Below are 19,657 nucleotides of genomic sequence, written 5' to 3'. Positions count from 1 at the left end.
ACGCTGGACCCATGAACACGGAAGAACACGTGATCGAGGTCTCCGACCTGCGGCGTGTCTACGGGGGCGGGTTCGAGGCCGTGAGCGGCATCACGTTCCACGTGAAACGTGGCGAGATCTTCGCGCTCCTCGGCACCAACGGCGCCGGCAAGACCTCCACCGTCGAGGTGCTGGAGGGGCTGGCACGGCCGGCCTCGGGAACCGTGCGGGTCCTGGGACACGACCCGCACCGGGAACGCTCCGCCGTACGGCCACGCAGCGGAGTGATGTTGCAGGAGGGCGGCTTCCCCTCGGAACTCACCGTCGCCGAGACCGCACGGATGTGGGCGGGCTGTGTGAGCGGCGCCCGTCCCGCGGGGGAGGTGCTGGCCCTCGTCGGGCTCACCGGCAGGACGGGCGTGCGGGTGAAGCAGCTCTCCGGCGGTGAACGACGCCGACTGGACCTGGCACTCGCACTGCTCGGCACACCCGAGGTGCTGTTCCTCGACGAACCCACCACCGGTCTCGACGCCGAGGGCCGCCGCGACACCTGGAACCTGGTACGCGCCCTGCGCGACGGCGGCACGACCGTGCTGCTGACCACGCACTACCTGGAAGAGGCGGAGAACCTCGCCGACCGGCTGGCCATCCTCCACGAGGGGCGCATCGCGGCCACCGGTACACCGGCCGAGGTGACCGCAGCCCAGCCGTCGCGGATCGCCTTCGAACTCCCCGAGGGCTACTTCCCGGGCGACCTGCCCCCACTGGACGCGCTGGGCGTGTGCGGCCACGAGACGGAAGGCCGGACGGTACGACTGCGTACCCGCGAACTGCAGCGCACCGCCACCGGAATCCTGGTCTGGGCGGACCGTGCCGGCGTCGCACTGCGCGGGCTCGACGTGCGCTCGGCCTCACTGGAGGAAGCCTTCCTCGGCATCGCCCGGGAGGCCTCGAACTCCCCGGCCCCGCGAACGGAGCAGCCCGTATGAGCCCCTGGAAGACCCGACCGGTCGGCGCGCCCGCGTCCGCTACGGCCGCGTCCACATCCCCGGCCGGACGGATGGCGGCACTCGCCCGCGCCGAGTTCACCCTGCTCGGCCGCAGCAAGGGCACCCTGGTCGCCGCCCTGTTCGTGCCACTGCTGCTGCCGGTCAGCGTGCGATCGGCGGCGCAGGGGATGGACCTGGAGAGCGCCGGCCTCAGCGTCGCCACCGTGGTCCTGCCCGCCGCGCTCGGCTTCTCCCTGCTGTTCGCCGTCTACGCCTCGCTGGTCGGCGTCTTCGTCGCCCGCCGCGAGGAACTCGTCCTCAAGCGACTGCGCACCGGAGAACTGCGGGACGTCGAGATCCTCGCCGGTGCCGCGCTCCCGGCCGCCGGCACCGGCCTCGTGCAGTCCCTCGTACTGACCGCCGGCTCCGCCGCGCTGTTCGACCTCGGCGCACCGCGGGCGCCGTACTACGCCGTCCCCGGCTTCCTGCTCGGCCTGCTGATGTGCGTGGCCCTCGCCGCCCTGACCTCGGCGTTCACCCGCAGCACGGAGAGCGCCCAGGTGACCACGGCACCACTGATCCTGCTGTCCCTGGCCGGTTCCGGGCTGATGGTCCCGCTGCCGCTCATGCCGGACCGGCTCGCCGCCGCCTGCGAGCTGCTGCCGCTGACGTCCGTGATCACCCTTGTCCGCGGCGGCTGGACCGGTGAACTGCCGGTCCCCGAGGCACTGCGGGCCCTGGCCGCGGCGCTGGCCTGGACCCTGATCGCGGTGTTTGCTGTACGGCGGTGGTTCCGTTGGGAGCCGCGACGCTGACCGGGCCGCGTCAGAGGGGGAGGACCACGGTGTTGGGGCGGATACGAGGATGGCAGCGGCGCCACTGGCACGACCGCAGCAAGGCCGAACGGGTCGAACTGCAGAGCATCGCCTCCTGGCACGTCGCGAGCTGGGTCTTCTTCGCCACCTGGCTGGTGCTGCCGCTCCTCGGCGACCTGCGCGACGTGGGCGACGGCACCACCTCCCTCGTCCTCGGCGGGCTGGTCCTGCTGGCGGGCACGCTGCAGTGCGTCTGGGCCGGCCGACTGCTGCGCCCCGCACTCGACCACTACCTCGGGCGCCGGCCCTTTCCGCACCGGCGCCTCGCGGTTCCCTCCGTGCTGCTCGGCCTCCTCGTGACGCTCGTCCTGGTGATGAAGGCGACCGGCTCGGCCGCCCCGACCGTCTGCCGACTGCTCCTGGGAGCCGGGCTGCTGACGTTCGGCACGGTCTACGGCATGGTGACGCCCCGGCGGCCCCTGCTGCTGCACGGCACCCTGCTCGGCGCGGCCTGCGTGGCGGGCTTCGCCGCCACCGGCGGCGGGATCGCCGACCTGCTGCTGGTCGGCGCCGTGGCCGCCTTCGCCGTGGTGTTCTCGCTGCTCGTCTCGCGCTGCGGCGCCTGGACGCTGTCCGTGCTGTGGGAGGCGGAGCGGTCCCGCGAGGTCGAGGCGCGGCTCGCCGTCGCCGAGGAGCGGTTGCGGTTCGGCCGGGACCTGCACGACGTCATGGGCCGCAACCTCGCCGTGATCGCCCTGAAGAGCGAGCTGGCAGTGCAGTTGGCGCGCCGCGGCCGACCGGAGGCCGTGGAGCAGATGATCGAGGTGCAGCGCATCGCGCAGGAGTCGCAGCGCGAGGTCCGCGACGTCGTACGCGGGTACCGGGAGATCGACCTCGGCATCGAACTCCTCGGCGCGCAGGGCGTTCTGGCCGCGGCCGGAATCGACTGCGAGGTGACCGGCGACACCGCGGGGTTGCCGGCGGAGGTCCAGTCGGCGCTGGGCTGGGTGGTGCGCGAGGCGACGACCAACGTGCTGCGGCACGGCGACGCCGGGCGGTGCTCGGTGGCGCTGCACACGACGGAGGAGCATGTGGTGCTGACAGTGGAGAACGACGGAGCGGCAGCCGGTCCCGGCGACGGCGGCGGTTCCGGCGACGGCGGCGGTTCCGGCGACGGCGGCGGTTCCGGCGACGGCGGCGGTTCCGGACTGGCCGGGCTGCGGGAGCGGCTGGACCGCGTGCACGGGACTCTCACCGCGGGACGGATCGACGGCGGGCTGTTCCGGCTGGTGGCCGACGTGTCGCTGACCGGGGCGGTCACCGAGCGGGAGGTCGCGGCGTGACCGTGCGGGTGCTGCTCGCCGACGACGAGCACCTCATCCGCGGCGCGCTCGCCGCGCTGCTCGCGCTGGAGGACGACCTCCTGGTGGTGGCGGAGGCAGCGAGCGGGCCCGAGGCGCTGGCCATGGCGCGGGCCCACCGGCCCGACGTCGCCGTCCTCGACCTGCAGATGCCCGGCGCAGACGGTGTGAAGGTCGCCACATCCCTGCGGACCGACCTCCCGCAGTGCCGGGTGCTGATCGTCACCAGCCACGGCCGCCCCGGACATCTGAAGCGGTCCCTGCAGGCGGGAGTGCGCGGCTTCGTGCCGAAGACCGTCAGCGCCCAGCGGCTGGCGGAGATCATCCGCACCGTGCACGCGGGAAACCGCTACGTCGACCCGGAGTTGGCCGCCGACGCGATCTCCTCGGGGGATTCGCCGCTGACCGTGCGCGAGGCCGAGGTACTGGAACTCGCCGCCGACGGGGCACCCGTCACGGAGATCGCGGAACGGGCCGCGCTCTCCCCGGGCACGGTGCGGAACTACCTCTCGTCCGCGGTGACGAAACTCGGGACGGAGAACCGGCATGCCGCAGTGCGGCTCGCCCGGGAGCGAGGTTGGGTATAGTTGCATCCGCGCCACGGCGCAACGCGGACGTAGCTCAGTTGGTAGAGCGCAACCTTGCCAAGGTTGAGGTCGCGAGTTCGAGCCTCGTCGTCCGCTCCAGGATCAGCCCCCGGCCCAGACCGGGGGCTTTCTCGTGCCGCCGATCCCCCCTCATCTCACCCTCGGCGACGGCAACCGGCCCGGGCCGCGATCGGCCTCGAAGCTCGAACGGCCGGGCTCGAACGGCCGGGCTCGAACGGCCGGGCTCGGGCCGTGGCCCGGCACGGCCCGCCACGGGGCGCCCTGCCCGGGCTCCCTCGTCCCGAGCCGCCCCTGGGCCTTGCCCTGAACGCCCCGGCCCTGACCTGCCCGGCCCTGATCGCCTCTGACCTGCCCGGCTCTGACCTGATCGCCTCTGAGAGGGGGACGAGCGGGCGGGGGACGAGCGGGCGGGGGACGAGCGGGCGGGGGCTCACGCCCAGCCGGTGCCGGTCAGGCGCTCGTACGCCTCGAGGTACTTCGCCCGGGTCGCCTCGACCACCTGCGGCGGCAGCTCCGGCGGGGGCTGCTCGCTCTTCCGGTCCCAACCGGACTCCGCCGAGGTCAGCCAGTCGCGCACGAACTGCTTGTCGTAGGAGGGCTGCGGGCGGCCGGGCTGCCACCGGTCGGCGGGCCAGAAGCGGGAGGAGTCAGGGGTGAGCACCTCGTCGGCGAGGACGAGCCGGTCCCCCTCGTAGCCGAACTCGAACTTGGTGTCGGCGAGGATGATGCCCCGGTCGCGGGCGATGTCCCGGGCGCGGGAGTAGACGGCGAGGGTCACCTGGCGCAACTGGGCGGCGGTCTCGGCACCGACCCGCCGGGCGACCTCCTCGTACGAGACGTTCTCGTCGTGTTCGCCGACCTCGGCCTTGGTCGCCGGGGTGAAGATCGGGGCGGGCAGCTCGGAGCCGTCGACGAGTCCCTCCGGGAGGGCCAGGCCGCAGACCGTGCGGGTCTCGCCGTACTCGACCAGCCCGGAACCGGTGAGGTAGCCGCGGGCCACGCACTCCACCGGGACCATCCGCAGCGACTTGCAGACCAGGGTGCGGCCGGCCCAGTCGGCGGGGGCGCCGGCGGGCAGCTCGGTGCTCAGCACGTGGTGGGGAACCAGGTCGGCGAGCTGGTCGAACCACCAGAGGGAGAGCTGGGTGAGGACGCGGCCCTTGTCGGGGATCTCGGTCGGCAGCACCCAGTCGTAGGCGGACATGCGGTCGCTGGCCACCATCACGAGGTCGCCCGCCTCGTTCCGGTACAGGTCGCGCACCTTGCCGGTGTGCAGGTGCACCAGCCCCGGCACCTCGCGGGGCTCGGGCTTTTCGACGAATCCGGACACGGTTCCTCCCCGTGGTTCTGTCCAAGTGGCTCGATTCTCCCGCACGGCGGGCGTCGGCACCGGCGCGGGGTGGGCGCTGCGGTGACGCGGGCGGCAGGGGACCGGAGTCGGGGGCGGAGTCCGGGCCGGAGTCGGGGGCGGTGCCTCAGTCGCGTTTGCAGATGCGGTCCAGAAGGTTGGCGGTGGCGCGCTGGACCCGCGGATCGACGTGGCCCGGGCGGTCCAGAGCGGGCGACCAGGCGAACGTCCCGGAAGCGAACACCCACGCGCCGGACGGGGCCCGGTAAAGGGACGTCTCCTGGTGGCGCAGGACGCCCGCGCCGTCCGGGTAGGGGGAGTGGGCCAGCAGGGTGCGCTCCTCGTGCTCCGGAAGCGGGACACGGGGGAAGTAGCGGTCGGCCTCGCCCGCGACCAGGCCGTCCAGACCGTCGCCTTCCCGGGCGCCGGTCGCCTCCCACAGCCAGTGGTCGGCGTTGCGGACGACGAGGGGGTGCGGCTCCGGTACCGGGCCCGCGTACTGGACTCCGATCAGCTGCTGCTCCGGGCGGTCGACATCGCGCCACTGCACCGGTTTGCCCGGCCCCCTGCGCTTGCGGCAGGTGAGCAGCCGGTCCTGGGCCCCGGACGGCGAGGGAGCCAACTCGACCTGCCAGAAGACGCTGTTGGCGGAGAGGAACACCAGCGAGGTGCCGAGATCGCGGGCGCGTTCCACGGAACGGCGCATCGCCGCCGTCCAGTACTCGTCGTGGCCGGGGAAGACCAGGCCGCGGTAGCGGGTCGGGTCCACGTTCCCGGCGTGCAGGTCGACGGCGTCGGCGTACGCGAGGTCGTAGCCGTAGCGCTCGGCCCAGCGGATGAAGTCGTAGGCGTGCCCGACGTGCAGCGGCAGACCGGAGCCGGCGAAGGGCCGGTCGAAGGAGACCGTCGTCGCGGCCTCGTCCTCGCCGAGCAGCCGGCCGTCCCCGTCCCAGGCGTGGTACAGGCTTGCGCCGGTGCGGCCGTCCTCCGGATACAGGTTGTACGCCTGCCAGGTGATGTTCGGCAGGAGCAGGAGCAGGTCCGCCGGGCGGCCGTCGCGGACGGTGAACGGGATGTGTGAGCGGTAGCGTCCGTCACCGGTGGTCAGGACGGCGACGTAGGCACCGAGGCTCCAGTACGACGGGATCTGGAGCCGCCAGGACAGCCACCAGTGGTGGCAGGAGACGGTGCGGTCCGCGGTGAGCGGCGGCGGCTGGGCGATACCGGACAGCCGTGGGCTGGTGGTCGTCTTGACCGCGCCGTCGCCACCGTAGTGGCCGATGCGGTAGACGTCGACGACGAACTCCTGCGGCGGGTTGACCGTGACGTGGAAGTCGAGCGCCCCGCCGGGGGCGACCGCGCCCGTGGAGACGAAGCCCTTGATCTGGCGGTTCACGTCGTCCGCGGAGCGCAGCCCGCCACCGGCGGTCCGGTCGGCGGTCCGGGGCGTGGGAACGCGCGGGGCACCGGGACGAGCCGTGCGCCCGGGCGCCGGTTCCACGTACCAGGGGACGACCTGGCCGGTGTCGCCGAAATACGTCTCCCCGCCGCGGAGCCAGGGGACGGGGCCCTGACCGAAGGGGTCCGTTACCGCGTGCGCCAGGGCTCCCGACTCCCAACGGCGGACCTTCTCCGATCCCATGGTCGTCCCCCTCCTCCGTGCCCCGTGCCCGTGTCGTGTGCCGTAAGCCACATGCCGTGCGCGCGAACGGTCCCAGCACATCACATTGCGCACGCGCACTGTCACTAGTCGTTGCGAATTGGCCGAAAGTGGAATACGTCCCTCCGTTCGGCGGGGGCGGCGGCGCGACCCGGACTGGTCGGGCGCGAAAGGGACAGGGCGGTGGACCGGGGTTCGGCAGGCGGCGGAGATCGGGGGCGACCGGCGTCGCCGCGGGCGACCGCGCCATGGCCCAGTGCAGGCCGGACGGTGCCGGGGAGCCCGTTCAGACGAGACGAACGGGTTTCTCTGGACGAATGCCGGACGCCGTGAGCCATTCCTGCAGGGGTGCCGGGTCGCCGTCCTCGGTGAGGCTGACGATCCGAGGGCCGAGGTCGGCCGCGCGCTCGCCGTCGAAGAGGAGTACCGGACCGTCCAACCAGTCGAGGCCGGGAGCGGCGTCGGCGGTGTCCATCGCCGCACAGCACACCATCGCCGTCACATGGTCCGCCAGCACCTCACGCGGGGTGCGCGGCGGCTGAAGGGGGAACAGCGGAAGGGCTCCGTCGTCCCAGAGCGCGGTGTCGGGCCAGAGGGCGCCGTCGGGTCCCCGGCCGGAGGCCGTCGCCGCGGCCGTGTGCCGATACGGAGCGGAGGCCTCCTCGCGGGCCAGTTCGGCGGCCAGTCCCGCGGCGAGGGCGGCGGGGACACCACCGGGTCCCGGAGCGTCCGAGTCCTCGCCGGCGAGGGCGTCTGCCGGATCCGGGCGGCCCGCCGCGACGCCCCACCGCTCCGACTCGACGGCGTCCGGCGGACCAGCGGACTCGGCGGGCTCGGCGTGACCGGTGACCGACAGATGGTCCAGAACGCGGGCGAGGGTGGGGCCCTCGGAGGACGGAGCGTGCGCCCGCCCGGAGGTGCGGCGCACACCCAGGGTGTCCAGGACCCGGTGGAGGCGGGCAGCCTCGGTACGCCACTTGCGGTCCACCACCTCGTCCGGGTAGTCCCGCCAGTCCACCGGGGACCAGTCGGGGCCGCTCTCCGCAGGCCCGCCGTGGAAGAGGCGGGCCGCGAGCAGCGAGACCGTCTCGTCGACCGTGCCGGGCTCCTCCAGCAGGTCGCAGGCGGGGCGCTCACCGAGCCGGGAGGTGAAGCCCTCGGCGAGCCGGTCGCGTCGGGACAGCTCGGTCAGCGCGGCCACGACTCCCGCGTCCAGCCGGGTCGGCCAGCGACCCATCCGCCACGCGGGCAGCGCGACCCGGGTGAGCAGCCGGTCCCAGCCGGCGTACGCCAGTCCGACCTGCTCCTGGGCGACGATCCGCGGGCCGTAGTCCACAGCCTGTGCACGCTCCGCGGCCGCCACCGCGACACCCCGCTCCATCTCGGCCGCGTACCCGCGGCAACCTCTCAGCAGCAACCGGGCCACCCAGCCCAGCCCCGAGCAGGCCAGGCGGGCCGGGGCCCGGCGGCCGGGCGCCGCTGCCACCGCCACCGTCGCGTCCAGGCCGCGTACGAAGCGGCGGGCCGCGGCTATGTCCGGATGCGCGGACGGCCCCGTGCCGGCGACGACCGGGGCGAGGACCGCCCGCAACTCGCCGACGCGCATCCACCAGAGGAACGGGGAGCCGATGACGAGGACCGTGGCGGCGGCAGGACGGCGGGTCGGGGGGCCCTGACCGACGGTGGTGGGACCGTCGCGGTCGACCGGACCGGCGTCCCCCCGGACCGACGGTTCGTACGCGGGGTGGGTGCGGTCCTCCAGCCAGCTGTCGCAGTCCGGGGTCAGCGCTATCGCGGACGGCGCGGGCACGTCGAGCCGGTCGGCGAGGTCGCGCACCATCCGGTACAGGTCCGGGGCCGCCTCCTCGGCCACCGGCACCGTGGGGCTGACGGCGGGCCGGGCCCGCGCCACCACGAGGCCGACCCCGCCGGCGGCGAGCAGGACGAGCAGCGCGGGCACGGACACCGCCCAGCGAGCGACGTCCCAGCCCCGGCCCACCAGGTGGCCGGTGGAGCCACCGGCCAGCAGGATCACCGCGAACGCGGCGGGCAGCAGGGCCACGGCCAGGGCACGGCTGCGGACACGCAGCACCGCCAGCGCCCGGGACCGCGCTGCCTGCGCGCCCGCCTCCACACCCATGCCGGTCATGACCGGACCTCACCCCCTGCGTGCAGTCCTGGTGCCGCTGCGTGCCCTGATGCGTGCCCTGATAGTGCTCACTCCCCCACTGTGGCACCCGCCGACGACATCGCAATGTCGGTGGGCCAAGTGCCGGAACGCGTGCGCCGCACCCTAGTTGGGGCTCCGGGCCCCGTCAGCCGGATGGCGCATCGGTCACCCGATGGAATGGCTTTGGTCAGAGGTGGATGACGTGCAGCGAAACAAGGGCCCCGGATCCTGAGACGGATCCGGGGCCTTAGGGGTCCAAGTGGTCCACGTGGTTGAGGGGTCCAACGGTGTCGGCGCCAAGCCCGGAAGGCAGCCCTGGGCTCCCTCCCGGTCCTCGGCTCCTGCGGGCCAGGCTTCCGCGGAGCCGGGACTTCCCCGGCCCGGCCTTCCCCGGCCGGGCCTGCGTGAGGCCCGTAGCTCTCGCGGGGGCAGAACCGGGCCGGGCGGTGGCCGGGCGGTGGCCGTGCCGGGCCGGGCGGTGGCCGTGCCGGGCCGGGCGGTGGCCGTGCCGGGCGGTGGCCGGGCGGTGGCCGGGCGGTGGCCGGGCGGTGGCCGGGCCGGGCGGTGGCCGGGTCAGGCCTGCGCTGCGGCCTTCGCGGCGATGTCGGTGCGGTGCTGCGAGCCGTCCAGCCCGATGCGGGAGACGGCCGCGTAGGCCCGGTCGCGGGCCTCGGCGAGGTCCTTCCCGGTCGCGGTGACGGACAGCACGCGGCCGCCGGCGCTGACCACCGCCTCGCCGTCGCGCCTGGTACCGGCGTGCAGGACGTAGGCGTGCGGGGCGTCCTGGGCGGCGACCTCGTCGAGGCCCGTGATGGGGTCGCCGGTGCGCGGGGTGCCGGGATAGTTGTGGGAGGCGACGACGACGGTGACCGCCGCGTCCTCACTCCAGCGCAGCGGCTCCAGTTCGGCGAGGCGGCCGGTGGCGGCCGCCGACAGCAGTGCCGCGAGCGGAGTCCTCAGACGGGCCAGCACGACCTGCGTCTCGGGGTCGCCGAAACGGGCGTTGAACTCGATGACCCGCACCCCGCGACCGGTGATCGCCAGACCGGCGTAGAGCAGACCGGAGAAAGGCGTCCCGCGGCGGCGCAGCTCGTCGACGGTGGGCTGGAGGACGGTTCGGAGGACCTCCTCGACCAGCTCCGGATCGGCCCAGGGCAGGGGGGAGTAGGCGCCCATGCCTCCGGTGTTCGGGCCCTCGTCGCCGTCCAGAGCACGCTTGAAGTCCTGGGCGGGCTGGAGCGGCAGGACCGTCTCGCCGTCGGTGACCGCGAAGAGGGACACCTCGGGGCCGTCGAGGTACTCCTCGACGACCACCCTTCCCCCCTGTCCCGACGCACTGGAGGAGGTCCCCAAGCAGGCCGAGGCATGGGCCTCGGCCGCCTCGAGGTCGCCGGTGACGACGACGCCCTTGCCGGCCGCCAGACCGTCGTCCTTGACGACGTACGGTGCGCCGAAGGCGTCCAGGGCCGCGGCGACCTCCTCGTCGGTCGTGCAGACGTAGGAGCGGGCGGTCGGTACGCCCGCCGCCGCCATGACGTCCTTGGCGAACGCCTTGGAGCCCTCCAGTTGCGCGGCCTCTCCGGACGGGCCGAACGCCGGGATGCCGGCGGCGCGCACGGCGTCGGCGACGCCCGCGACCAGCGGGGCCTCCGGACCCACGACCACCAGCTCGGAGCCGAGTTCCCGGGCCAGCGCGGCCACGGCGGCACCGTCCAGCGGGTCGACCCGGTGCAACTCGGCGACCTCGGCGATGCCGGCGTTGCCGGGGGCGCAGTGCAGCGCGGTCACGGCGGGGTCCAGGGACAGAGAGCGGCACAGGGCGTGTTCGCGGGCGCCGCTGCCGATGACGAGGACGTTCACGAGGTCAGCCTAACGGCAGGGCCGGGGCCGCCTTTGTGCGGGCTTCCGAAGGAGAGCCCCGCCGCCCATGGTGGGATTCTCCAATGCGGCGGGCTTCCCTCGGCGACCGGCCGCGCACGAACCGACCGGCCGGCAGACCTGCCGGGCCGCCTTGCCTGTCGGGCCGCCTTGCCTGCCGAGCCGCCTTGCCTGCCGGGCCGTCGGGCCTGTCGGCCGTCGGGCCTGTCGGGCCGCGGACGGATGTGAAGGCGGGGCTCCGAACCCGGCGCCTACTCGTTGGTGAACTCCTCCACGACGGTCGCTCCCAGCTCCCGCACGATCAGCTCGTGCCCGGAGAGAGCGGAGTCGACGAGGTCGGGATCGTCGTCCTCCGGGATGTCGTCCTCGGGAGCGACCGGCGCCGGCGCGGGGGCGGGCGCCGGAGGCGGGGGCGCCGCCGGAGCGGACGCAGGTGTGGAGGGAGCCGAGGGCGTCGGCGCCGCGGAGGCCGGTGGGGCGGACGGTGGGGGCGCAACCGGAGCGGCACCGCCACCGCCGTAGCCGCCGCCGTTGCCGCCACCGCCGTAGCCGCCGCCGTTGCCGCCACCGCCGTAGCCGCCGGGCCCGGGGGCACCGGTCGGCGGAGCGGGGGCCGAGCCGCCGGACGGGTCGACGACGGCCTCGATCTTCCAGTTGACGTTGAACTGCTCGACCAGCGCCTGTCGGAGCACGTCCTCGCTGCCGCTGCTCGCGAAGTTGTCCCGGGCTCCGGCGTTGACGAAGCCGAGCTGGAGGGTGGCGCCGTCGAAGCCGGTCACCTGGGCGTTCTGGCTGAGCAGGATCCAGGTGAAACGGCGGCGGTTCTTCACCGCCTCCAGGATGTTCGGCCAGAGCGAGCGGGGGTCGAGGCCGCCGGTCGGTGCCGCCGCCGCAGGGGCGGGCGTGGCGGCCGGCGCCGCGGAGGCGGGCGGGGCGGAGGCCGGCCGGGGCGCGGAAGCGGGCGGGGCGGGGGGCCGGCCGGCGCCCGCGGGGGCCGCCGTGGGCCAGCCGCCGGGACGGCGCCCTCCTCCCGCGGGGGCGGCGGTGGGCCAGGCGCCCGGCCCCTGCTGCGCCGCCAGGGCCGGCTGGGACTGCGGCTGCCGCTGCCCCTCGGCCTCCGGTCCGGCGGCCGAAGGGGTGGAGGAAGGGGTGGAGGAAGGGGTGGAGGAAGGGGTGGAGGAAGGTGCCGGAACCGGGGCCGGAGCCGGCACCGGGGGAGAGTCCGGGGCAGGCGGGGTCGCCGGTGCCGGCGGGGAGGGCGCGGGCGCAGGGCCGGGAGCCTGCGCCGCACCACCGGCGGCTCCCGGGCCGGTGCCCGCCGCGGGGCCCGGGTTCCGTACCGCCGCCCGAGCCGCGGCGGCACCGCCGCCCGGAGGGATCGGCGCTCCGCCGGTGCCCGGAGCGGCCGCCCCGGTGCCGCCGCTGTGCGCCTCTGCTCCGGGCACGTATCCCATCGCGGGCATGCCGCCACCCGCCGAGAAGTTCACTCCGCGTTCGATGCGGTCGAGGCGGGCCATCACCGAGCGCTCGTCTCCGTACGCGGCCGGCAGCAGCACCCGTGCGCAGATGAGCTCCAGTTGGAGGCGGGGCGCGGTGGCGCCGCGCATCTCCGTCAGCCCCTCGTTGACCAGGTCGGCGGCGCGGCTGAGCTCGGCGGCACCGAAAGAGCCCGCCTGCGCCCGCATGCGCTCGACGACATCGGCCGGGGCATCGAAGAGCCCCTTCTCCGCGGCGTCCGGGACGGCGGCGAGGATGACCAGGTCACGCAGCCGTTCCAGCAGGTCGGCGACGAACCGTCGAGGGTCGTTGCCACCCTCGATCACCCGGTCCACGACCTCGAAGGCGGCGGCTCCGTCACCCGAGGCGAAGGCTTCGACGACGGAGTCCAGCAGTGACCCGTCCGTGTACCCGAGCAGGGCGGTGGCCATGGCGTACGTCACACCGTCGGCCCCGGCGCCGGCCAGCAGCTGGTCCAGGACGGACATGGAGTCCCGCACGGACCCAGCGCCGGCCCGCACGACGAGCGGAAGCACGCCGTCCTCGACGGGGATGTCCTCCTTCCCGCACACCTCGGACAGGTAGTCGCGCAGTGTGCCGGGCGGCACGAGCCGGAACGGGTAGTGGTGGGTCCGCGACCGGATCGTGCCGATGACCTTCTCGGGTTCGGTGGTGGCGAAGACGAACTTCAGATGCTCGGGCGGCTCCTCGACGACCTTGAGCAGCGCGTTGAATCCGGCCGACGTGACCATGTGGGCCTCGTCGATGATGTAGATCTTGTATCGGCTCCGCGCGGGCCCGAAGAACGCCTTCTCCCGCAGGTCGCGGGCATCGTCCACGCCACCGTGCGAGGCGGCGTCGATCTCGATGACGTCGATCGAGCCGGGGCCGTTGCGCGCGAGGTCCCGGCACGACTCGCACTCCCCGCAGGGCGTCGGTGTGGGCCCCTGTTCGCAGTTCAGGCAGCGGGCCAGGATGCGCGCACTGGTCGTCTTGCCACAGCCGCGCGGACCGCTGAACAGGTACGCGTGATTGACCCGGTTGTTCCGCAGCGCCTGCTGCAACGGGTCGGTGACATGCTCCTGCCCGATGACCTCGGCGAACGACTCCGGGCGATAGCGGCGGTACAGCGCGAGAGACGACACGCCTACGAGGTTATAGGCGCCCACCGACAACCCGCCCCGACCGGGGACCGCCCCCCTGGAAGCGCCCCTTCCGCACCTACGCGAACGCCCCCCACGCACCCGCCAGAGCCAACCTACCCTTGCTGCCTTCCGGCCCTGGGGGAGTTCAGTCAGATAGCGCCGCGTGAGGGGCTGCGCACAGCGTACCTGATGGGAGCGGTCGGGAACGAGTTCGCGAGCACTCCCCTCGGTCATGTAATGTTTCCGGCGGAGGATTCGCCTAGAGGCCTAGGGCGCACGCTTGGAAAGCGTGTTGGGGGCAACCCCTCACGAGTTCGAATCTCGTATCCTCCGCCAGTGCCTCACCGGGCACGATGTCGAAGGGCCCCCTGGAAACAGGGGGCCCTTCGACGTTGTCCCTACGGCTCGTTGTCCTGGTTTTTGTCCACAGTGAGGTTGTCCGGGGCTCCCCAGATGGCGCGCTCGATCTTCCGGGCCGCTTCCTTGAGCATGGGATCGGTCACGTGCAGGTAGCGCGCCCGCATCCGTGCAGCGCCGCCCGGCTCCCAACCCATGATCTGGTCAATGACTCGGTCCGGGACCCCGAGCAGCATCAGCACAGTCCCCGCTGTATGCCGTGCGTCGTGCAGGCGCCCGTCCCGGACGCCGGCGTCCTCCAGCAGCCGCTTCCAGTCGTGGTAGTCCGTGTTCGGACTGAGCGGGCCGCCCAACGGTTTGGTGAAGACGTAGGCAGACTCGGTCCACAGGTTTCCCGCTGCCACGCGCTCCCGGGCCTGCGTCTCCATGTGGGAGCGGAGCATCACGACCAGCGGGCCAGGGAGGGGCACGGCGCGGCGCCCGGCGCGTGACTTCGTGTTCTTCGTCTCGCGCCGCACCTGCACCCGGGTCGGGCAGTATCCGGCCTTTCGGCCGCACGGCGCTGCCTCACCACACCCGTGCTCGTACTTCGGCCGCAACCGATTCCGGCGAAGCTTCAGGTACTCGTTGTCCAGGTCCACGTCCGACCACCGCAGACCGAGCGTCTCCCCCTGCCGCAACCCGAGCGCCAGGGCCAGCATCCAGCGGGCGCTGTTCCGGCGCTTGTTCACTTCGAGTAGGAGACTCTGCACCTCATCAACCGAGTAGGGCTCCACCTCGGTCTCGTCCTCTTCTATCCGGGGCGGCTTCGCCAGCGCGGCAGCATTCTTCGCCGCATGGCCACGCCGCACCGCCTCCCCCAGCGCCGTACGCGCCGTCCGGTGAGCCTGGTGGGCGGTGCCTGCCTTGCTGCCGGCACTCTGCATCCGGCGATACAGGCTCTCCAGGTGTTCGGGCTCCAGGCGATCGATGCGGTGCCGGCCGATGCCAGGCACGAGGTGAACCCGAACCGCCACCTCGTAACCGGCGTAGGTGTTCTCGCTCACGACAGGCTTGGCGATGTTCTCGACCCAGTGCTCAAACCACTTCGCCACCGTCCACGGCTTGCCGGGCTGACGCGCGGACCCTTCGTCGCGCTGCTTCTCCAGGCGCCGGACTTCGTCCACCAGCTCTTTGCGCGTGGGGCGCGTCAGGTGGCGGCGGTAGGGCGTTCCGTCGTCCTTGTAGCCCATGGGCACACGGGCATGCCAGCGTCCGTCCTTGCCCAGGTAGATGGCCGATTCGCCGTTGGCCCGGCGAGTGCGCTTTTTCTCCTCTGCCACTGGCAGTTCCTCCGGTCGGTGCGAGGTAGACAGGCCGGAGCGCCGCCCGCACGTCGGGCGGCGCTCCGGGAGGGTGAGATCAGGCGGCGCGCTGCTCGGCGCGGCGCCGGGCGAGGTAGGCAGCGGGGGCATCGGCGGGGACGCGTCGGAGTCCGCCGATGGTCAGGGACTCCAGTTCTCCGGTGCGGATGAGGGAGTAGCAGGTCGTGCGGCCGATGCGGAGGCAGCGGGCAGCCTCTTCGACGGTCAAGAGAACGGGGGCCAGGTCGCCAGTCTCAGCGAGTGGCGCGATGTCCACAGTGGCGATGCTCATGGAACGGTCTCCTCGGGGACTGTCCGTCGGGGGCGGGGTCTGTGTCGGGAGTTCGTGTGTGTCCGAGGTGGGCATTTCTGCGTCACCGCGTCATCTGCGTCACCGATACGGTCTGACCTGCGGGTTTCGGGTGACACAGGGCGGTTGGGGTGCGTCATCGGTGACGCAGGCTGTTCGTCACCGGTGACGCGGGTGACGCGGGGTGACGCAGAATTCCGGCTCTGCGTCACCCCTGTACGCGCAGCTCAGGGACCGTTTTCCGGCCGATGGTGACGCAGGTGACGCAGCGCTTCCTACTTAGGAAAAGAGAAGGGGCGTCTGTGGTGGTGCCGGTGAGACTCAGAGCGTGAAGAGGGAGCCGCTGCGCGGCGCGTCCCTTGCAGGGCGGCGCCGCCGCCGAACAGCAAGAAGAGCACGCCCCCGGGGCGGCGGTGCTCTTCTTGCTCGTACCGGCCGGGCGGTGCCGGTCAGAACGCCTGCTGCTCGGGTGGGGGTGTGGTGGGTGAGCGGGTCATTTCGAGGTAGCGGCCGTGTTTGGTGCGGCCCGAGTCGATGAGGACGCCGCGGGCGGCCAGGGTCGGTTGGAGGCGCTTGAGGCGGTCGGAGAGGACTTTGCCGGTGGTTGGCCACCCCTTGGGCAGGGCACGGCAGTCCTCACCTGTGTAGAGGCGGCTGAGGTGGTGTAGCCACTCTGTGGACGTCATCCGCTGCGCTGCCCCCGGTTCGATGTCGGCGGCGTGCCGCAGGACGGTTTGCGCGAGGAGGTCGCCCTCGATGACGTCGTCGTTGAGGTCGTCCAGGCTGCGCCGGTACGCGGCGAGTGCGCCGAGGCCGGTGGCGGCGTCGAGCTGCGCGCACAGGTGCGCGAAGTCCGCCATCCGCAGGTCGGTCGGTGTCTCGACGTCGACCGCGCGGACCTTGACCGTGAGGTCCAGCAGCGAGCCGAGGACGACGGGCAGCACGTCCGCGTACTCCGCCCACAGTTCCGCCTCCGTGCGCCGTACCCGCGGGCGTTCCAGGCGCAGCGGTAGGAGCCGTTCGGCGAGGTCGCCGCGGATGACTCCGACGTCGATGCCGGTCAGCAGCAGGGGGCGGCGGTAGCCGACGCGGAAGACGTCGCCGTCGGTGAACAGGGCGCGTTTGACGTTCTCGGCGCCGGTGACGATGCAGCACACGGCGTCGGACAGTTCCGGGGTCAGGTGGGAGAGGTTGTCCAAGGCGGTGACCCATCCGGCCGCCACCGCGGCGATCAGGTTCTCCTCATCCTTCGGGGCCCTGCGCAGGTCCCCGGTCATGCCTTCGATGATGCGGATGAGCATGCGTCCGCCGGTGGACTTGCCCGCGCCCTGGGGGCCGGTGAGGAACGGGGCGGGCACGGGCACGGACGGTGCCAGGCAGCCGATCAGCCAGGCGATGGCCAGACACTCGGTCTCGGCGCCGGCGAAGTTGCATAGCCTGAGTAGCAGGTCGATGCCCTTGCCGTCGGTGTCCTTCACCGGCAGCGGCAACTCCCCGGTGAGCTGGGTGCGCCGCCAGCACACCTCCCGCGGGTCGGGAACCGCGACGTCCCACCCGGTGGGGTGGATACGCACGGACTGCCCGTCGCTGCGGCCGAGGTCCAGCCAGGTGGCCCCGTCGCATCCGGGGGCCACGCGGATGTGGACGGGCTGTACGTCCTCGCTCAGCGCGAGCGCTTCGATCAAGTCCAGCGCTTCCTTCAGGGCGGTGCCGTTGAACACGCCGTGCCCGTCGCGGAAGAGTCCGACCATGAGTTCCTGGCGGTGGCTGCCGGTGGTGCCTTGGGAGCGGATGGGGCGGGCCACGGGGTGGCCGTTGCGCTGCGCGTACACGGTCCCGTCGGCGGTGCGGAAGTACCGGAAGTGCTGCTGCGCGTAGTCGGTGATGACTTCTCGGGCCGGGGGCTTGTCGTCGTCGGCCATGGTCACAGTCCCAACCGGTTGAGAGCGTTCGTCCACGCGTCCGCGCAGTGCCGCGGGGTCTCGCCCTTGCTCTGCGCGGCGGTGAACAGGCGGGCGACGTGGGTGTCGGTCAGGCAGCCGCACCGGCCGTGTGTGGACAGCACGGCCAGGAACGTCCGGTACACGGTCGCGTGGACCGCACTGGACGCCTCGGTGATGCGCTGCTCTGCCATGGCGATCCCGCGGTTCAGGTAGGCGGGCGTGCGGTGCCGGCACTCCCCGTCCCTGGCCCCTGCGGGCCTGGTGGCCGCGTGCGCCAACGGCCGGGCCGGGGCAGGAGCCTTCACGGCCAGCGCGCGCACGGCGTCCGGCAGGGCGGTCATGGTGCCGGTTCCGGGTCCGAGGTAGCGGGCGTAGGACATGGTCGACTTGATGTCGACGCCGGGGCGGACCGCGTTGCGGGAGGCCATGGCGCCTCGGTAGATCCAGTGCTGACCGCGCGTGGTCGGCACGGTCCGGGTGGCGGGCAGGGCGGTGCGTGCCCAGGCGATGGCGTCGGCGTCGTCCAGGTCGACCACGGTCAGCCCGGCGCCGCCGGGGTGGTAGCCGACGCACACCGCCCGACGCCATGCCGCCGCCCACGGGGGCGAGACGATGACGGCCGGGTCGGTGGCGGCGGCGGCCCACGCGTGGCAGACGCCGGGGCAGCGGCAGGGTCCCGGCGCCTTCATGTTCGGCCGGCCGTCACACGCGTTGTCCGCGCAGGCGGGGCAGTTGCCGAACGGTACCTTCCCCCGGCGCAGCGGCAGCACGGGCACGCCGGACGCCGCAAGGCTCAGCGCCGTGTGCTGGGGGTGGGGCGTCACACTCATGCCGCCACCCCCAGCGCGGCCGTGGCGAGGTACGCGGCATCGATCCACTCGGTGTAGGCGGGCGGGATGGCCTCCGTCAGTTCCTCGCGCACGTCCGTCCAGTCGATACCCATCGCCGCTTGCAGCTCCGGGACGGACGGTTTGCCGCCGCCGTTGCCGTAGGCGGCGACGTAGGGGCCGTCGTAGAAGCGGCCGTGCCGGTAGCCGCGCACCCGCCCCCGATGCGGGCGGTGCGCCGGCTGCTCGATCGTCCAGCCGCTCACTTCGAAGTTGCGGTGCCGGATGACTCCGAGGCCGAACATCTCCCCGCACAGGGTCAGATCCTTGCGGATTTCGGCGCGGCCGTTGGGCTGTTCGATGACGTAGGGCAGGCCGGTGGCATCGAGCAGCTTCCGGGTGGGTGCCACCAGGTCGACGTGCGCACGTCCCCAGCCCTGGGAGCGGTTGGTGCCCACCGTCAGGGCGCACTTGTCCTGGCAGGGCGGGGAGGCGTGCACGAACGCGTACCGCCGGATCTCGCCCGTGGTGATCAGGTGGGTGAGATGGGTGAGCGCGTCGCCCTGGTGGTGGGGGAAGGGGTAGTTGGGTCGGTGGGCGATGTCGCAGCCGTGCACACGGAAGCCGGCGCGGGCGTAGCCCATGGCGGCGCCGCCGGCGCAGGAGAACAGGTCCAGCAGTAACGGCCGCACGCCGTCTCGCTGGATGTCGGTGGGTTGGGTCATGCTGGAGGTCTCCAGTTCCATCGTTGGGTGACTGGCTGGACAAGGGCGGCCCGGTCTTTGCCGAGAGGGGGCCGCCCTTGGCGTTGTCAGCGGTGGAGTTCGTTGCGGTTGCGGGCGATGAGCCCGTAGGCGGGTGCGGTGAGGGTGTTGGTCTCCTGCCGGACCGGGCCGGTGTAGTGGTGGTGGGTTTCGGTGCGGGTGGCCTTGAGGGACTTGAGGGCTGAGCCGATGGCGGCGGCGACCGCGGCCACAGCGGCGATGGGGAGGGTGGCGAACAGGACGCTGGTCAGAGTCACGGCGGCGAATCCTTGGCAGGCGAGCCAGATCCCGCAGCCGATACCCACGCATGCGGCGCCGGTGCCGATGCCCGCGACGGCGGTGCCCGCGGCCCATGCGGGCACGATCCGGTGGTCGGGTTGGGGGACGGGCGGGGTGGTGCCGTGGTCGGGCACGGGGTGGGTGTCGCGGTAGCGGGTGGGTGTCTGTGTGACGGGCTGGTAGGCGTCGGCGATGATCCGGCGCGCTTCGGCGTTTGCCTGTTCGTCGCTCATCCGCGCGTACGGGTTGAGCGGGTCGGGGGTGCTCTCGGGCGGGGTGGTCGGGTGCACAACGGTGTCCCTTCAACCGGGAGGAGTGTCACGCCGGGTGATCGGTCTAGTGGGGCGTAGTGGGTAGTGGGTAGTGGGGTCCCCAGTGGGGGAT

At 73.0% G+C, this 19,657-nt stretch carries 15 protein-coding genes, 2 tRNA genes and 1 other RNA gene; 6 read left to right on the top strand and 12 right to left on the bottom strand.

Annotated elements, in window-relative coordinates:
- Positions 1-11 precede the first annotated feature (11 nt).
- The 5 genes from ACL02U_RS01895 (at position 12) to ACL02U_RS01875 (ending at position 3,830) form a co-directional block, all read left to right on the top strand.
- Positions 12-968: an ABC transporter ATP-binding protein gene (locus ACL02U_RS01895; RefSeq protein ID WP_412788792.1), complete on the top strand. Its 957-nt coding sequence runs from the start codon at positions 12-14 to the stop codon at positions 966-968.
- Complete coding sequence (locus ACL02U_RS01890; protein WP_412788791.1) at positions 965-1,783, top strand: ABC transporter permease; 819 nt, start codon at positions 965-967, stop codon at positions 1,781-1,783. Before ACL02U_RS01895 ends, ACL02U_RS01890 begins: the two co-directional genes overlap by 4 nt.
- Before the next feature lie 29 nt (positions 1,784-1,812).
- The gene (locus ACL02U_RS01885; protein WP_412788790.1) at positions 1,813-3,126 is read left to right on the top strand and encodes a sensor histidine kinase; all 1,314 of its coding nucleotides are present in this window, start codon (positions 1,813-1,815) and stop codon (positions 3,124-3,126) included.
- The gene (locus tag ACL02U_RS01880) at positions 3,123-3,731 is read left to right on the top strand and encodes a response regulator (protein WP_412788789.1); all 609 of its coding nucleotides are present in this window, start codon (positions 3,123-3,125) and stop codon (positions 3,729-3,731) included. The genes ACL02U_RS01885 and ACL02U_RS01880 overlap by 4 nt, the downstream gene beginning before the upstream one ends.
- Before the next feature lie 23 nt (positions 3,732-3,754).
- Positions 3,755-3,830 (top strand) — tRNA-Gly (locus tag ACL02U_RS01875).
- Positions 3,831-4,182: 352 nt separating this feature from the next.
- Here the strand turns inward: ACL02U_RS01875 and ACL02U_RS01870 are convergent.
- The 6 genes from ACL02U_RS01870 to ffs all read right to left on the bottom strand — a co-directional run bounded on the left by ACL02U_RS01870 (position 4,183) and on the right by ffs (position 13,626).
- On the bottom strand, positions 4,183-5,082 hold the full coding sequence (locus ACL02U_RS01870) for a phosphoribosylaminoimidazolesuccinocarboxamide synthase (protein WP_412788788.1): 900 nt from the start codon (positions 5,080-5,082) through the stop codon (positions 4,183-4,185).
- Between the two features lie 145 nt (positions 5,083-5,227).
- A complete protein-coding gene (locus ACL02U_RS01865; RefSeq protein ID WP_412788787.1) occupies positions 5,228-6,742 on the bottom strand; it encodes a N,N-dimethylformamidase beta subunit family domain-containing protein in 1,515 nt (504 codons plus the stop codon).
- Between the two features lie 304 nt (positions 6,743-7,046).
- On the bottom strand, positions 7,047-8,909 hold the full coding sequence (locus ACL02U_RS01860; protein WP_412788786.1) for a hypothetical protein: 1,863 nt from the start codon (positions 8,907-8,909) through the stop codon (positions 7,047-7,049).
- A 594-nt stretch (positions 8,910-9,503) separates the two neighbouring features.
- Positions 9,504-10,790: a phosphoribosylamine--glycine ligase gene (gene purD, locus ACL02U_RS01855; RefSeq protein WP_412788785.1), complete on the bottom strand. Its 1,287-nt coding sequence runs from the start codon at positions 10,788-10,790 to the stop codon at positions 9,504-9,506.
- A 269-nt stretch (positions 10,791-11,059) separates the two neighbouring features.
- Positions 11,060-13,450: a DNA polymerase III subunit gamma and tau gene (locus ACL02U_RS01850; protein WP_412788784.1), complete on the bottom strand. Its 2,391-nt coding sequence runs from the start codon at positions 13,448-13,450 to the stop codon at positions 11,060-11,062.
- 79 nt (positions 13,451-13,529) lie between these two features.
- Positions 13,530-13,626, bottom strand: an RNA gene (gene ffs, locus ACL02U_RS01845) — signal recognition particle sRNA small type.
- A gap of 72 nt (positions 13,627-13,698) precedes the next feature.
- Between ffs and ACL02U_RS01840 the strand changes: the two genes are divergently transcribed.
- Positions 13,699-13,786, top strand: a tRNA-Ser gene (locus tag ACL02U_RS01840).
- Positions 13,787-13,848: 62 nt separating this feature from the next.
- Here the strand turns inward: ACL02U_RS01840 and ACL02U_RS01835 are convergent.
- The 6 genes from ACL02U_RS01835 to ACL02U_RS01810 all read right to left on the bottom strand — a co-directional run bounded on the left by ACL02U_RS01835 (position 13,849) and on the right by ACL02U_RS01810 (position 19,563).
- Complete coding sequence (locus ACL02U_RS01835; protein ID WP_412788783.1) at positions 13,849-15,129, bottom strand: tyrosine-type recombinase/integrase; 1,281 nt, start codon at positions 15,127-15,129, stop codon at positions 13,849-13,851.
- A 79-nt stretch (positions 15,130-15,208) separates the two neighbouring features.
- Positions 15,209-15,442: a helix-turn-helix domain-containing protein gene (locus ACL02U_RS01830; RefSeq protein ID WP_412788782.1), complete on the bottom strand. Its 234-nt coding sequence runs from the start codon at positions 15,440-15,442 to the stop codon at positions 15,209-15,211.
- Positions 15,443-15,909: 467 nt separating this feature from the next.
- Entirely contained in the window at positions 15,910-17,382 is a 1,473-nt protein-coding gene (locus ACL02U_RS01825) for an ATP-binding protein (RefSeq protein ID WP_412788781.1), read from the bottom strand.
- 2 nt (positions 17,383-17,384) lie between these two features.
- Positions 17,385-18,233 (bottom strand): bifunctional DNA primase/polymerase, encoded by an 849-nt coding sequence (locus ACL02U_RS01820; protein ID WP_412788780.1) that lies wholly within the window; start codon positions 18,231-18,233, stop codon positions 17,385-17,387.
- Complete coding sequence (locus tag ACL02U_RS01815) at positions 18,230-18,955, bottom strand: DNA methylase (RefSeq protein WP_412788779.1); 726 nt, start codon at positions 18,953-18,955, stop codon at positions 18,230-18,232. Before ACL02U_RS01815 ends, ACL02U_RS01820 begins: the two co-directional genes overlap by 4 nt.
- A gap of 86 nt (positions 18,956-19,041) precedes the next feature.
- On the bottom strand, positions 19,042-19,563 hold the full coding sequence (locus tag ACL02U_RS01810) for a hypothetical protein (RefSeq protein ID WP_412788778.1): 522 nt from the start codon (positions 19,561-19,563) through the stop codon (positions 19,042-19,044).
- Between the last annotated feature and the right edge of the window lie 94 nt (positions 19,564-19,657).

Origin of the sequence: Streptomyces sp. MS06, from assembly GCF_047200655.1 — a bacterium.
In the GTDB taxonomy this organism is placed as follows: Bacteria; Actinomycetota; Actinomycetes; order Streptomycetales; family Streptomycetaceae; genus Streptomyces.
This window is presented reverse-complemented; position numbering and strand designations above follow the sequence as displayed.

What these genes read in the sequence shown, in the direction of transcription:
- ACL02U_RS01895 (WP_412788792.1), top strand. Translation starts at nt 12, where the DNA reads ATGAACACGGAAGAACACGTGATCGAGGTCTCCGACCTGCGGCGTGTC.
- ACL02U_RS01820 (WP_412788780.1), bottom strand. Translation starts at nt 18,233, where the DNA reads ATGAGTGTGACGCCCCACCCCCAGCACACGGCGCTGAGCCTTGCGGCG.
- ACL02U_RS01815 (WP_412788779.1), bottom strand. Translation starts at nt 18,955, where the DNA reads ATGACCCAACCCACCGACATCCAGCGAGACGGCGTGCGGCCGTTACTG.
- ACL02U_RS01890 (WP_412788791.1), top strand. Translation starts at nt 965, where the DNA reads ATGAGCCCCTGGAAGACCCGACCGGTCGGCGCGCCCGCGTCCGCTACG.
- ACL02U_RS01860 (WP_412788786.1), bottom strand. Translation starts at nt 8,909, where the DNA reads ATGACCGGCATGGGTGTGGAGGCGGGCGCGCAGGCAGCGCGGTCCCGG.
- ACL02U_RS01825 (WP_412788781.1), bottom strand. Translation starts at nt 17,382, where the DNA reads ATGGCCGACGACGACAAGCCCCCGGCCCGAGAAGTCATCACCGACTAC.
- ACL02U_RS01865 (WP_412788787.1), bottom strand. Translation starts at nt 6,742, where the DNA reads ATGGGATCGGAGAAGGTCCGCCGTTGGGAGTCGGGAGCCCTGGCGCAC.
- ACL02U_RS01830 (WP_412788782.1), bottom strand. Translation starts at nt 15,442, where the DNA reads ATGAGCATCGCCACTGTGGACATCGCGCCACTCGCTGAGACTGGCGAC.